At 62.1% G+C, this 15,533-nt stretch carries 7 protein-coding genes; 4 read left to right on the forward strand and 3 right to left on the reverse strand.

Translation table 11 applies throughout. The annotated features are described in order from the left end of the window. Positions 1 to 440 precede the first annotated feature (440 nt). Together PT282_RS07335 and PT282_RS07340 are read left to right on the forward strand one after the other, a co-directional pair. A complete protein-coding gene (locus PT282_RS07335) occupies positions 441 to 1,763 on the forward strand; it encodes an MFS transporter (RefSeq protein ID WP_277168870.1) in 1,323 nt (440 codons plus the stop codon). A 126-nt stretch (positions 1,764 to 1,889) separates the two neighbouring features. Further along, positions 1,890 to 3,440 carry a glycoside hydrolase family 32 protein gene (locus tag PT282_RS07340; RefSeq protein ID WP_277168871.1) on the forward strand — a complete coding sequence of 517 codons (1,551 nt, stop codon included), beginning with the start codon at positions 1,890 to 1,892 and terminating at the stop codon, positions 3,438 to 3,440. 467 nt (positions 3,441 to 3,907) lie between these two features. Here PT282_RS07340 and PT282_RS07345 read toward each other — a convergent pair whose 3' ends face one another. The 3 genes from PT282_RS07345 to PT282_RS07355 form a co-directional block, all read right to left on the reverse strand. Continuing rightward, a complete protein-coding gene (locus PT282_RS07345; protein WP_277168872.1) occupies positions 3,908 to 7,762 on the reverse strand; it encodes a BspA family leucine-rich repeat surface protein in 3,855 nt (1,284 codons plus the stop codon). Between the two features lie 396 nt (positions 7,763 to 8,158). Further along, entirely contained in the window at positions 8,159 to 9,499 is a 1,341-nt protein-coding gene (locus PT282_RS07350) for an aspartate aminotransferase family protein (RefSeq protein WP_277168873.1), read from the reverse strand. A gap of 25 nt (positions 9,500 to 9,524) precedes the next feature. After that, complete coding sequence (locus PT282_RS07355; protein ID WP_277168874.1) at positions 9,525 to 10,982, reverse strand: APC family permease; 1,458 nt, start codon at positions 10,980 to 10,982, stop codon at positions 9,525 to 9,527. A 527-nt stretch (positions 10,983 to 11,509) separates the two neighbouring features. Between PT282_RS07355 and nrdF the strand changes: the two genes are divergently transcribed. Beyond that, positions 11,510 to 12,562, forward strand: a complete 1,053-nt coding sequence (gene nrdF / locus PT282_RS07360) for a class 1b ribonucleoside-diphosphate reductase subunit beta (RefSeq protein ID WP_374114153.1) — start codon at positions 11,510 to 11,512, stop codon at positions 12,560 to 12,562. Between the two features lie 445 nt (positions 12,563 to 13,007). Next, positions 13,008 to 15,365: a BspA family leucine-rich repeat surface protein gene (locus PT282_RS07365; protein ID WP_277168875.1), complete on the forward strand. Its 2,358-nt coding sequence runs from the start codon at positions 13,008 to 13,010 to the stop codon at positions 15,363 to 15,365. The last annotated feature ends 168 nt before the right edge of the window (positions 15,366 to 15,533 follow it).

Raw genomic sequence — 15,533 nt, forward strand, 5'->3', positions numbered from 1 at the left:
TGAGGCTCCCGCGAAAGTGAGCTCGCCGCGGCCCCGCAGCGAATCGGCAACAGATCAGAGGCGAGCTGGGAACAGCTCACCCATCTCGCCGACACGCCTTCGGCCCAGGCCACCGAAACGGCATGATACCGCCATTTCACAGCCCGCGGCGCACCGGAAGGCGAGCCATCGGAGCCTCTCGCCCGCCCTGTTTCAAGGTCGCCGAAAACCCCCGCATAACCCCTGCACGGCCTCCGCGAATCCCCCGCGAAATCACAGACGGACAACACCGCGACACGCCTCTGCCGCCACGCCACAGACGATATTCAGCTTGACGTGAATCGTTTCCCGTCCTATATTTTGTCAACATGGCTTCCTTGACCACAACGTGGCGATGGATGATTTCCCGGAAGCCGGTGTGAACGCCACGTGGCAGTGACGCCGAAAAGAAAGGTTAAGCAATGGCAAAAAGAGGTGCCAATACGTACCGCAACCCCTCATATCTTGAGAGCTCCGTCGGTATCTTCATGTTCTTCTGCTCCTGGGGCATCTGGTGGTCCTTCTTCTCCAGATGGCTCACCGACCCGACCAAGGGCTTGGGCATGACTTCCGCCCAGCAGGGCGCCATCTACTCGGTCAACTCGCTGGCGACGCTCATCATCATGTTCGTCTACGGCATCATCCAGGACAGCCTGGTCATCAAGCGCCGCCTAGTCATCGTCGTCTCGGTGATCGCGGCCTGCGTCGGCCCGTTCGCGCAGTTCGTCTACGCGCCCATGCTGACCGCCGGCGGCACCACCAAGTTCATCGGCGTGCTCATCGGCTCCATCGTGCTTTCCGCCGGCTTCATGTCCGGCTGCTCGCTGGTCGAGGCGCTCACCGAGCGCTGCAGCCGCTTCTTCAACTTCAAGTACGGCCAGTCCCGCGCATGGGGCTCCTTCGGCTACGCGCTCGTGGCGCTCATCGCCGGCCACCTGTTCAACATGAACATGATGTACAACTTCTGGCTCGGCTCCGCCTTCGGCGTCGGCATGCTCTGCGTCTACGTCTTCTGGCGTCCAGCCGCCCAGCGTGAGGAAATGAAGAAGGACGCCGATCCGAACGCGCCCCACAGCAACCCGTCCGTCAAGGAAATGGTCTCCGTGCTCGGCATGGGCTCCCTCTGGGCCGTCGTCGTCTTCATCTTCTTCACCTACACCTTCTACACGGTCTTCGACCAGCAGATGTTCCCGAACTACTACGTCAGCCTCTTCCAGACCCAGGCTCAGGGCAATGACTGGTACAGCACCCTCAACGCGGTCCAGGTCTTCTGCGAGTCCGCGATGATGGGCGTGGTCCCGGTGATCATGGACCACATCGGCGTGCGCAACTCGCTGCTGCTCGGCGCCGTGGTGATGTTCCTGCGCATCGGCCTGTGCGGCGTCTTCCACGACCCGGTGATGATCTCCGTGGTCAAGATGTTCCACGCCATCGAGGTCCCGCTCTTCAGCCTGCCGATCTTCCGCTACTTCACGCTGCACTACAACACGAAGCTCTCGGCCACGCTCTACATGGTCGGCTTCCACGTCGCCGCGTCGCTGGGCCAGACCGTCATGTCGACGCCTCTGGGCCTGATGCACGACAAGCTGGGCGACCGCCCCACCTTCTTCACCATCTCGGGCATCGTGCTCGTGGCGCTGATCTACGGCTTCTTCATCATCAAGAAGGACGACCAGCAGGTGGACGGCGATCCGTTCATCCGCATCAAGGACCGCAAGAAGGCCGAAGCGGAAGTCTCCGCCTGACCGGTTTCCTCCCCGTTGTGGAGCCGTGCGCGCGTTGGTATCATAAGCCACGCACGGCTCCGCACCCCAGGCATTTGGCCGACGTCACCTTTCGTGCGCCGGCCACAATTGAAATGAAAGGCATCAATGATGACTACCGAATATCCCGTTTACCATGAGATCCGCGACGAGAACGAGGAGATCGCGAAGGCCGAGGCCGCCATCGACACGCTCGCCATGCAGCGCGACGACCGCTGGTACCCCAAGTTCCACATCGCCTCCGACGGCGGCTGGATCAACGATCCCAACGGCCTGTGCCGCTACAAGGGCCGCTACCACGTCTACTACCAGCTGCACCCCTACGGCACGCAGTGGGGCCCGATGCACTGGGGTCACGTCTCCAGCACCGACATGGTCTCCTGGCGCCGCGAGCCGGTCACCATGGCTCCCAGCCTCGAGGAGGAGGGCCAGGGCGTCTTCTCCGGCTCGGCCATCGTCGACGACGAGGGCAAGCTGCGCTTCTACTACACCGGCGAGCGCTACAACAACGGCGTCGACCGCACCGACGGCCAGTGGCAGGTCCAGATGGCCGCCATCGCCGAGGACGACGACGCCACCAAGCTCAAGAAGCTCGGCATGGTCATCGACTGCCCGCGCGAGAAGGTGAGCGAGCACTTCCGCGACCCGAAGGTCTGGAAGCAGGACGGCGTGTGGACCATGATCCACGGCGTCTCCGACGTCAAGGGCAACGGCCAGCTGTGGCTCTACACCTCCGAGGACATGGTCAACTGGACCTTCCAGTACGTGCTCTTCGAGGACCCGGATCCGGATGTCTTCATGCTCGAGTGCCCCGACTTCTTCCCGCTGAAGGACAAGGACGGCAACACCAAGTGGGTCATCGTCTTCTCCGCGATGGGCGCCAAGCCCAAGGGCTACATGAACCGCAACACCAGCAACGCCGCCTATATGATCGGCACCTGGACCCCGGGCGAGCCCTTCAAGCCCGAGACCGAGCTGCGTCTGCTGGATTGCGGCGCCAACTACTACGCCCCGCAGTCCTTCGAGACCGACGGCCGCCGCATCATGTACGGCTGGATGCGCCCCTTCAACGAGAGCGCGCCGATGCAGCACGACGGCTGGTGCGGACAGATGACCCTGCCCCGCGAGTGCTTCCTGGGCGAGGACGGCGACCTGCACACCGTGCCGGTGCCGGAGGTCGACAACCTGCGCATCAACACCTTCGAGCACACGGTCAAGGCCGTGGAGAACAACGAGGAGAAGCTCGTGCTCGAGGACGCCGAGGCCGTGGAGATCGAGCTCAACATCAACCTCAAGGACACCACCGCCGAGCGCGCGGGCCTCAAGGTCCACGCCACCCCCGACGGCTCCTACACCTACGTGGCCTATGACGCACAGGCCGGCACCGTGGTCGTCGACCGCCAGGCCGCGGCCCGTGGCAACCGTGGCTACCGCGCCGCGGTGCTCACCGCCGACGAGCTGGCCGCCGACGAGCTGCAGCTGCGCGTCTTTGTCGACCGCGGTTCCGTGGAGGTCTACGTCAACGACGGCCTGCACGTGCTGAGCGACTACAGCTACCCGTCCGAGGGCGAGCGCGCCGTGAAGCTCTGCTCCGAGTCCGGCGTCCTCGCCGTCGACTCGCTGACCGTGCACGACATCAAGAGCATCGGCCTGGAGTGAGCCGCCGAGGTCGCTAGGGGCGCTTAGCGCCTTGATATAGCTCGACGAAAGCCCGCCTCGCATCGACATCAATCGGTGCGGAGCGGGCTTTCGTGTATCCGTATGCGGCCGATACAGCCAATGCGGGCCACCCGTTAAAGGCGACGCACAGCCTATGGGGAACACGGCCTATCGAACGCGGGAGCGTCAAGCGAACAGCCTATCGGGCATGCGGTGTATCAGGCGCAAGTCGCATCGGGCACCACGCATTCAGCCTGGCGCGTGGCCGGAGCGTCATATAGCCCAGCACGCATCCACCAACCCTCGCGCGGCAGGCCAGCCACACGGCGACCAAGCCGCGCATACAACCGGCCACGCAGCGACCAAGCCACGTATCCCGCCAGCCACACACGGCAAACGGGCGGGGGCCACGAATCATCTGATCCGTGGCCCCCGCCTGTCCGTTCGCTCCCTAACGGGAGCCCCTGTCAGCGATCGCTGTTCTCGTCGCTACGATGCTGCGCGTAGACGAACCTGTCGCGGTCGGCGTAGCAGTAGTAGCCAATCAGCGCCACCGCGGCCAGCAGCACGATCCACCAGGGGAACGCGGCATGATGCGCGTTGACCGTGACGGTGCTCGACGCGTCCTTGGGCACGCACCGCTCGGCGCTGGGCACCACATAGCCCGCGTCATCGAGCACGTACGCCGAGGTCAGGGTGTAGCCGGGCAGGCACAGCGGCTTCTTGTTGCTCTGGGCCGACTTGGACTTCGCGTGCTTGCCGGCGAGGCTGTCCTTGCCGTTGCCAGCGGCGCCGAGCAATCCGTTCGCGCCGCTCTGGCCGTTGAGGTAGAGCGGGCGTCCGGAGTTGCCGCCAAGGGCACCGGGGCCGTTCGGATTCGACGGCTGGTTAGGCTGGCCGGACTGACCGGGCACCGGGCTCACGGGCGGAGTGATGGGATTCACGCTCCACATCGCACGCACCACCTGTTCACCGGCGGGCACTGCCATCTGGGTGCCGGGATCGCTCATGGCCGAGGCGGGATCGCCGTCGCGCAGCCAGCCGACGTTGGTATAGCCATCGGCATGGAGCTGGGCCGGAAGGGCGACGACCAGTCCGCGCACATCCACGGGCTTCTCGCTGCCATCCACCTTGACGCCCAGCGCATCGACGCCGTGGAGCTGCTGCGGAGCCATCACGCTATCGTCGTAGGGAGCCTTGGGCTTGGTGGCGTCAAGGCCGGCGAAGTGCGCCAGAGAGCTCTGCTCCCAGACGTAAGTCGCCTCCTGCTTGTTGGCGTTGGCATGGTCCATCATCGAGGCCGTGGCGCTGGTGCCGGCCGTGCGGCCGCAGCTGGTCCAGGCCTCGCCATGGGCCGTGTAGGTCGTTCCGTCAACGGTGCACGTCTGCTTGGCGTCGGCCTTGTTGCTGGCCTCGGCCCACTGGCCGGTGTAGGAGCCGGCATCGCGCGTGGACCCACCGGGCTCGGCGCCCGTCACGAAGTACTCGGGGCGCAGCACGGTCTTCGGCCCGACGGTCAGCTGGCGCAGATCGGCGGAGAAGCGCGGCTGGAATCCGGTGTTGGCCGTCGTGTCCCAACCGGTGAGGTCGAGCTCGGCCACATTCGCTTGGCGCAGCGACATCTCGACGCTGACCTTGTCGTTGACCTTCCAGTTCGAGAGGTCCAGCTTCATGCCGTCACTCGAGCCGGCACCGTCGAATGTGCCGTCGAAGCTATCGAGGCTGTGGGCATCCCAATTGGAGAGGTCCAGAGACTTGAGGCTTGAATTGTTGGTGAACACATTCTTGCTCTTACTCACCTTCTGGATATTCCAACCGGACAGATTGATGCTTTCGAGCCCGGTGTCGCCAGAGAACATGTAGTCGATGCCGTGGTCAGAGTGATAGGTCGTAGTGGTGCCTCCGCCATCCGGATGAGTCACCACCACATGGTAGTAATCCGACGTCACGTCTCCCAGGTCCCATCCGCTCAAGTCCAGGGACTTGAGCTTCGGGCAATCCTGGAACATGCTTTGGGTGTTCAAGAAATTGTGGGTATCCCATACCTGTGATCCAGGCTTATGAGCCAGGCTGCCGACGCTGGTCAGGGAAGTATCGCCCTTGAACATCTCCTCGGCGCCCCAGTTCTTGCTTGTCTTCCAGTTGCTGATATCCACGGATTCCAGCTTCGGATCGTTCTCGAACGTTCCACCGGTGTCACCCATATTGCCGGTGTCCCATTTCGAAACGTCCACCGTCGTCAAGTTCGGCATATTCCTGAACATATAGACGCCGCTTGTGAATTGGCTCGTATCCCATCCGGCGACGGGAAGGGTCTTGGCAGCACATCCGTCGAACAAGCCGTATACGGTGACATCTGAGGACTTGCTGAATTGCCACCCTTCGATGGACGACAGATCGACGACATCAGCCGCATTCGACACATCCTGGCCGAAGTTCTGGAACATGTCACTTATATCGCTCATATTGGAGACATTCCAACGCGAGAGATCGAGCGTCGAAAGCTTGCGGCAGTTGGCAAATACATCCGAGGCGTCGCGCACGGAAGCGGTATCCCATTCGGAAACGCCCTCCAAGTTGGTCAGTTTCACACAGCCACTGAACATATAACTCAGACTGGGCGCCTTGGAAGTATCCCACCCGGTAACGTTGATCGAGGTAAGCTGGCTGTTCATGTTCTTCCATGCGTTCGCCAAGCCGCTACCGCTGAAGCCCCGCATAGCCATGGCGAACATGGCGTCCATGTTCTTGGCGTTCTTGGTGTTCCAGGAATGCAGGTCCAGAGCAGTCAACGCCCAATCGTTGACGAACATACTGCTCATGTCTTCCACGTTCGCCACCTGCAACCCTTCGATGCCACCGATGGATTTCAGGTTCTGGTTGTAGGCGAACATCTCGCTGGCATCGGTCACGGCGCTCATGTCAATCTTGTCGACACCGGTCAGCTCGGTAAGCGATTCGGACGATGGCAGTTCATTGGAAATTCCCTTGGCTCCCGCAAACAGCCGATTCATCGTCGTGACATGCGAGGTGTCCCAGGTGCCTATCGCACTGACGTCCTTGATATGGGCGTCCTCGGAGAACATGCGGTCCATGGCCGTCAGGCTGTCCAGCTTGAGATCTTTGGCATCGACGCTCTGCAGATCGTCATCGCCTAAGAACATGCCCGACATAGTCGTTACTTTCCTCAGGTCCCAGTGCGAAAGCGCCGAGATGTCCGAGATCTGCGTCTTCCAGAACATGCCGCTCATATCCGTCACCTTCGAGGTATCCCAGCCTGAGAAGGCCCCTGTACCTGTGATGGACACATTCTCGTTGAACATGTCGTGCATGTTCGTCACATTGCTGGTGTCAAGCTTGCCGATCTGGTTGACGTCGAACACGCCGGGATACTTCACGTCGGCGAACATCTTGGAGCAATCGGCCGGAAGCACCGTATGTTCCGGATCGGTGAAAGTGACCGTGCTGTCCGCAGTGAGAGTCACATCATAAAATGCATGCGAGAGCCACGGAGCGTCTCCCGCCGAACCAACATGCCCGGCACCGATCTCATAGAAATAAACGTCCTTTTCCGGCTCATAGCGGTCGCTTGGCTGCGCCACATCCTTGATCGCGGACGCATCTCCCCATTTAGCGGGCTTTCCCATTTTATATATAGGGGAGATGGTGTCATGCCATCCATCATTGCGGTCAACCCTATATTCGTCCCAGTACAAGCCGATTTCCTTGACCAACCCATGAGGCGAAGAGAATTTCATCTCTCTAATGCCACTCACGGAGTCATTGTCAGTATAATAATTGATGCTCGTCACCGGATCGGTCTGCAGGTAAACGAAATTGTAACTACCCACATACTTTGGACTGACCGAGGTCACCGTGCCGTCGAAGGAACGGTAGGTATAGCTGCCGTCGTTGTGGAGGTCGAGCTGCGAACCATCAGCGATATCGATCTTGAACGCCTTGCCGCCCTGCTGGGTGATCTTGGCGGTCGGCTTCGTGGGCCGCTGGCCGAGCAACGGGCTGTCGCCGGGCTGCGCCTGGGGCGCGCTCTTGGTGGTGGCGGCGTCCTGCTTGGACTGGTTCTTCGCCCCGTCCTTCGCGGCGGGCTTGGCCTCGTCCTTGGCGGTCTTGTCGCCGGCCTTGTTGTCCTTATTATTATTGTTGGCATCCTGCTTCTGCGCTTCGGTTTCCTGCGCAGCGGTGGGCTGCGAAGGCCCCACGTTCTCGTTCGCCGCCGTGGCCGAAACGGTGACGGCCCCGCACAGCATGGCCAATGCGGCGACCGAACCTAAGATCTTGGGGATCTTCTTCCCTGCGGTCATCGTTCTCTCCCTTCATGCCGATTCACGACATAGCTCTGACTCGTTAGTGTATATTTTTGTATCGCATTCGATTCAAATCAAAGCCAAATGGATAAACGGTAGGGAACGCACCCCCAACGGTAGGAATGCCGGCGCGAAATATGAGCATGAAATGGGGATGGCAATCACGGGACGACATGGGCAAACCGACGAGCCCGCGAACCCTCCAATCCCGAATCCGTTCCGCACCCGGCCAAACCGGCCCGGCCCAGGCGCGGCACCATCGTCGCGCCGGTCATCAGGGCACACCCGCGTCAGCCGCGGACGCCCCATCCGCGCACGGGCATGCGAAGAGGCCCGAACATCGTGGAATGGCTTCCTGCGATGCTCGGGCCTCTTGAATGGGATCGGCGGCTCTCACCAACCCATCTTCGCGGCGCCCTCGGGCAGGCTCAGCTTGCCCGCAGCCAATTCGGCCAGGGCCTGGTCGAAGGCCTTGAACGCCTGCTGCAGCTGGTCCTCGGTGATGACGAGCGGCGGCTGGAAGCGCAGGATGTAGCCACGCAGGCTGATGATGATGACACCCAATTCGTAGAGGCGGTACATCAGCTTGGTGGTCGCCTGCTCGTCGCCCTTGCCGGTTTCCGGATCGATGATGTCGATGCCGCCGTCGAGGCCGTAGAAGCGGATGTCGCCGATGAAATCGTACTGCTCGCGCTTCTTCTCGAAGTAGGCCTTGACCACCGGCCCCAGCTTCGCCGAACGCTCGACGAGGTGTTCCTGCTCGACGACGTCCAGCGTGGCGTTCGCGGCCGCCGTGGTGACCGGGTTGCCCGCCGTGGTGTAAGTGACGGCCGGGGAGCCCAGGGAATCCATGATCTCCGCACGCCCGACGACCGCGCTCAGCGGCAGGCCGGAGGCGATCGATTTGCCGACGGTCATCAGGTCGGGTTCGAGGCCGAAGTTCTGAATCGACCACCATTTGCCGGTGCGGCCCATACCCTGGTTGACCTCGTCGATGGCCATCACGATGCCGTGCTCGTGGGCGAATTTCCAGACGAAATCCATGTAGCGCTGCGGCGCCTTGACGATGCCGCCGTCGCCCTGGATCGGCTCGATGACGATCGCGGCCACTTCCTCGGCCGGCAGGTAGGTCTCGAACGGCAGCTTGAAGGCGGCGATCATCCGGTCGACGAACGCATCCTCGCTCTCGTGCGGCAGGCGCGCATGCACGTCGGGATAGGGCACCTTCACCACGCCTGGCAGCATCGGGGCCATCTTGCGGCTCATGTTCAGGCTGACCGACGAAATCGACATCGAGCCGTAGGTGGAGCCGTGGTAGGCGCCCGTATAGCTGACGATGTACTGGCGGCCGGTGTAGGCACGGGCGTACTTGATGATCCCGTCGTTGGCGTCGGAGCCGGAATTGCCCCAGGCGACCTTCACGGGCCCGCTTATCGGCGCCAGCTTGGCGAGGCGCTGCGCCAGCTCGATCTCGGGGCCGCTGGCGAAATAGGCCGGCGTGTATTGAATCAGCTGCGCGGCCTGCCTCTGGATCGCCTCGACGACGTGGGGATGGCAGTGGCCGGTGTTGGTCGCCGACGCGCTGGCCAGCAGGTCGATGTATTCACGGCCGTCGGCATCGGTGAGCAGCGCGCCTTTGGCCTTCTGGATGACGATATCGAAATACTTGATGCGCACCGCGGGCGACAGGACCTCGTCCTCTTGCGCCAATAATGCCTTGTTGTTATCCGACATTGCTCCTCCTTATATATCTTCCCTATCAGTCTTTCCCGTCGGCTTGCCCGTCGGTCTTCCCCGCCAGGGCGGAATGCCTCATGCCGTAGCCGAAATACAGGATCAGGCCGAAGACGAACCATCCGAACGCGCAGATCTTCGCGTCGGCGCTCAGCCCGAGGAACACGATCAGCGAACCGAGGAACGCCAGGGCGGGCATGACGGGGTAGAACGGCATCTTGAAGCCGGGCTCGGCGATGTCCTTGCCCTCGCGCCTGCGCAGGCCGTAGATGCCGAGCGAGACGAACATGAAGGCGATCAGCGTGCCGGCCGAGATCAGCTGGCTCAGGAACGCGAACGGGAAGATGGAGCCGATGATCACCGCGAAGACGGTCAGCGTCACCAAGGCGTTGTTCGGCAGATGCTTGCCGTTGATCTTGCCCAGCTTGCGCGGCAGCAGGCCGTCGCGTCCGAAGGAATAGATCAGGCGGGAGCCGGCCATCATCATGCCGATCAGGGCGGTGAACATGCCCACGCAGGCCACCGCCTGGACGATCGCGGCGATGACGCCGTGGCCGCTGTGGCGCAGGGCCCAGCCCACCGGTTCGGCGTTGTTGGCGTAGAGCGGATAGTGGAACATGCCGACCAGGACCAGCGAGACGGCCGCGAACAGCACGACGCCGATCAGCAGGGAGCCCAGGATGCCGCGGGGCATCGTCTTGGAGGGGTTCTTGGCCTCGGCGGAATTGGAGGCGATGGAGTCAAAGCCGACGTAGGCCAGGAAGATCATCGAGACGCCGGCGTAGATGCCCTGCCAGCCGCCGAAGGCCGTGCCGTCGGCGTTGAGATGGTACTTGGGGATGAAAGGCACGTAGTTCTGCGGCTTGATCGCCGTGCAGCCGACCACGATGAACAGCAGGACGGCCAGCACCTTCAAGACGACCAGAGTGTTCTCGACCCGACTGGTCTGGCTGGCGCCGCGGGAGAGCAGAAGCGCCACGGCGAGGATAGCGATCACGGAGATCAGGTCGATCACGCCCCCATCGGTGCCGAATGGGTTGGCCAGCGCCTTCGGCAACGTCCACCCCAAAGGCTCGATCAGACCGCGGAAATTGGCCGACAGGCCCGAGCCGACGAAGGCCACGGCGATGAAGTACTCCGCCAGCAGCGCCCAGCCGGCGACCCAGCCGAAGAACTCGCCGAAGACGACGTTGATCCAGGAATACGCCGAACCTGCGAACGGCATCGCCGAGGCCATCTCGGCATAGGCGAACGCCACCAGTCCGGCCACCACGCCCGCGGCCACGAAGGAGATGACCACCGCGGGGCCGGCGTGCTGGGCCGCCACCGTTCCGGGCAGCGTGAAGATGGTCGTGGATACGATGGTTCCCAGGCCCAGGGCCAAGAAGTCCCGCACTCGCAGGGTCCGAACCAGGTGGGCATCCTTCTGCTCATAGACGCTGGGATCCTCTTTTCGGAAAATGCGTTCCTTGAAACTCGTCATATTCTTCCTTCAGTCCTGTTTGTTCGAAGCAATCGTGGGGCACGGACCAGATGGTCCATCCCGATAGCGCCAGTTATGCTGTGCGCTTCCCCCCAATTTTTGCTTGTGCACAAAAGATAGTTCATCGTTTCCGTTCCGGGAGCCAACGTTCCGCATCGTGACACAATCGCGCCCGCAGCCCACCACCGGACCGGCGACCGGCGACGTCGAACCGGCGACCGGCGGCCACAAGGTGTTAGCTACATCACAGCGAGACCCCGCGCGTCACGAAACATGACACAGGATGAGAGATTACTATATATAGAAGCATCGCGTTGCCGAACCACTAGATATAGTGCTGGTGTCGCGATAAGCGAGCCGCCCGATGTCAATGGAATACGACACAATGGGCGTCTCGAAACGTAGCGAAAGCAAGGCGCCTGACGACCGGCCGGCACGACGGCCACCGCCAGACGAAGGCAACGCCCCACGACGCCACGGAACCCACATCCGCGGCCGACGGGCACGGCACGAAAAGAAGGAACACAATGACAAACGAGGTCAAACTCGCCGACGACAAGATGATGGCAGACTCGCTGACTCCCCCGCAGTGGTCGACGGCCTTCGCCAAGGGCGCGGACCCGGAGAGCATGCGCATCCGTCCGGTCAACTGGAACAACATCCAGGACGACAAGGACCTCGAGGTCTGGAACCGCCTCATCGCCAACTTCTGGCTGCCCGAGAAGGTGCCGCTCTCGAACGATATCCCCACCTGGCGCTCCATGACCGAGCACGAGCGCACCACCACCGTGCACGTCTTCGCCGGCCTCACCACGCTCGACACCGAGCAGGCCACCGTCGGCGAGCTCGTCCAGATCCCGGACGCGCTCACGGAGCACGAGCAGGCCATCTACACCAACATCGCCTTCATGCAGTCGGTGCACGCCCGCTCCTATTCCTCCATCTTCTCCACCCTCTGCTCCTCCGAGCAGATCGACGAGGCCTACCGCTGGGCCGTGGGCAACGACCTGGTACAGGAGCGCGTGCGCATCGTCATGGAGCAGTACCAGTCCACCGACCCGCTCAAGCGCAAGGTCGCGGCGGTCATGCTCTCCTCGCTGCTGCTCTACGCGGGCTTCTACCTGCCGCTCTACTTCTCCAGCCGCGCCAAGCTGATGAACACCGCGGACATGATCCGCCTCATCCTGCGCGACAAGGCCATCCACGGCTACTACTCCGGCTACAAGTACCAGCGCCACCTCGAGCACCGCACCGCCGCCGACCAGGAGATGCTCAAGAAGTACACCGACGACCTGCTGAGCCAGCTCTACGACCTCGAGGTCAAGTATTCCGACCAGGTCTACGCCGGCTTCGACTTCATCGACGACGTGCAGGCGTTCGTGCGCTACAACGCCAACAAGACCCTGATGAACCTCGGCTACGAGGCCAAGTTCTCCGCCGCCGAGACCAAGGTGAGCCCCGAGATCATCGCCGCGCTCTCGCCGTCCGCCGACGAGAACCACGACTTCTTCTCCGGCTCCGGCTCCTCCTACGTCATCGGCAACGCCGAGGCCACCGACGACGAGGACTGGGACTTCTAGGTTCGTTAAGTCTCAGCACCCCACTCACAAAAGTCGGAGATAGGAACTGGCGTTTGGCGTCATTGCACCACTCACCCTTCCCTATCTCCGACTTTTGTGAGTGGGGTTTGACCTAACTATCGACCTTCCAGCCCCGTCCTCCTGTCACCAACAAGACAATCCCGCTAGTTTTCGTACGTTTTCGACCGCAAAAACGTACGTTTTCTAGCGGGATTGTCTTGTTTCTAGCAGTATTGGCACGTATATACTCGCGCCACCATTCCTACCGTTTGCGCACGATACGACACCGGTCGGCATTTTTTTCATCCATCGGAATCCACATATACCTAAAGTATTAACGTCCGAAAACCGGTGCCTTGGGCATGTGGTGGCCACATCGGCTGGGGTCCTCCGGTATCCGCAAGAGAGAGAAGAAGGACCGATACCGATGAACGGAAAACTCGTTATGGCGATTGGCGCGCTGGCCGCGGCGGCAACGCTGTCGTTCCCCGCGTTCTCCAACGCCGAGGAGATCCAAAGGTCGCACCCGGAGAGCGCCGCACCGACCTCGCAAGCAGCGCCAAAGCCCACGCAGGCAACGCCTAACGAAGGCCAAGTGACACATGGGACGGCGAATGGGCAGCGGCTGAATGCTGCCGCCAATACGACAGCCAAGGACGCGAGCGCCGGCTCGACCGCCGGCAAGCAGACGACCGGCGAAACCGCCACCACGCCGAAGACGACCACGCCCCAGGCGCAAGACAACGACCAAGGCTCCAGCTCCTACACGCGCGGCCCCGGCGTCACCGTCGACCCGAATTACGTCTCCGGAGTCATCACCATCACTGCCCTCCCTGGCGGCGGCACCCTCGACGCCGGCGACTCGAATCTTTGGAAAGGCAGCCTCAGCAGCAACGTCAAGAAGATCGAGTTCAAAGGCGGCATGACCAAACTGCCGGCAAGCTGCTGGGAACTGTTCGCCAGATTGCCCAACCTCACCGAGCTGACCGGTCTGGACCACGTCGACACCAGCGACGTGACGGACATGAGCTTCATGTTCGCCCACGATCCCAAACTCAACACCATCGACCTGCACACCTGGAACACCAGCAACGTCACCACCATGAGCTGCATGTTCCAGGAATCGTTCAAAACCGCCACGGCCCCGGCCAGCCCCAACCTCACCGGGCTCGTGACCAGCACCACCACCGACATCAGCCACATGTTCCAGGACGACACCAACTTGCCCAGCGTCGATGCCAGCAGCTGGAACACCAGCTCAGTGACCTCCATGCTCCAAACGTTCAAGGGCTGCACGAACCTGACCACCGTCAACATCAGCGGCTGGAGCAGCGCCTCCGGCAATGGCACAGGAGGGATGTTCGATGGGTGCACGAACCTGACGAACGTCATCGACACCGGCTTCGACACCAGCAACATCAACACCACGGACGCCATGTTCCGGGGCTGCGAGAACCTGGTCACCCTTGACGTAAGCAACTGGGACGTCGGCAAGGTTCAAAACATGTCATACATGTTCGACGGTTGCTACGAGCTCGCCAACCTCGACGTCAGCGGCTGGACCACCGGCAGCGTGAAGAATATGTTCCGCATGTTCTTCAACGATGAGGAGCTCACCAGCCTTGCCGTCGGAGACTGGGACGTCGGCAACGTCACCAATATGGGTGGTGCGTTCGCTGCCTGCGACAGCCTGGCCAGCCTCAACGTCAGCGGCTGGGACGTGCACAAGGTCCAGGACCTGAGCGGCACGTTCGCCTATGATTCCGCGCTCACCGACCTCGCCGTCAGCGGCTGGCACACCGACGCCCTGACCACCATGTACACCGGCATGATGCCATTTGGCACGTTCGAGCAAGACAGTGGACTAACCAGCCTCGATGTGAGCAAGTGGAACACTTCGGCCGTGACGAACATGGGCCACGCGTTCAAGGACTGCACCGGGCTGACCAAGCTGAACCTGAACGGATGGAACACCTCGGCCGCCTCCATGGCCGACATGCTCGCCGACTGCACCGGCCTCGCCCAGATCTCCGTCGGGCCGGCGACCAAGCTGGCCAGCAACACCAACCTCCCCGCCGCGCCCACCACCGCTCCCCACACCGGCAGCTGGATCCAGCTCGCGATCCCCGGCACGCCGTCCGCAAGTGCTGACGAGACCGCTGCCTACGCCTCGGCCGACCTGCTGACCCGCACCCAGAACATCTCCAGTGACGCGACGGAGCCCGGCACCTACGTGCTGCAGCAGAAGCGCAAGCTGACCCTCAACGCCAACGCGCCCACCGGTACTCAAGCCGACGGCGCCGCCACCCGCGACTCCGACATCCTCGGCGGGGTCGGCACGCAAGTGCCCGCCTACAACGCAGCCGGCAATCTGGTTCAGACCTATCCCACCTTGGGCACGACGTTCGCCATCCCCGCCAACCCGTTCACCCTGAGCGACGACGGCACCGACGCCTCCGCATACCACTTCACGAAGTGGATCGATCCGGCGACCCACGTCGCGCACGATGCTGGCGACACCATGGACTTCCCCGGCAGCGACGTCATCCTCAACGCCCAATGGCTCGACAGAAGCGGCGCACCGGCCCCGGGATCCGACCCCGGCTCGAACCCTGGCCAGCCCGGAACACCTGGCCAGCCAAGTCAGTCCGGCAACAACAACGCCGGCAAGCACGGTGCCAATAACGCCAAGCTGGTCCAGACCGGCGCCACAATCACTCCGATCCTGATGGTTCTCGCAGCAGCCCTTGTGGCCGCCTGTGCCGCAACCGTCACCCTCAGGAAAACAAGGATGACCAAGTAACCACCAACCGAACACCGAAGGAATCCTGTCACTAACAAGACAATCCTGCTAGTTTTCGTATGTTTTCAGCCGCAAAAACGTACGTTTTCTAGCGGGATTGTCTTGTTTCTAGCGCTTTGACGCGCATTACTCGCGCCACCATTCCTACCGTTTGCGCCAGTTATGGCA

It is taken from the genome of Bifidobacterium sp. ESL0763, from assembly GCF_029433395.1.
Taxonomy (GTDB): Bacteria; Actinomycetota; Actinomycetes; order Actinomycetales; family Bifidobacteriaceae; genus Bifidobacterium.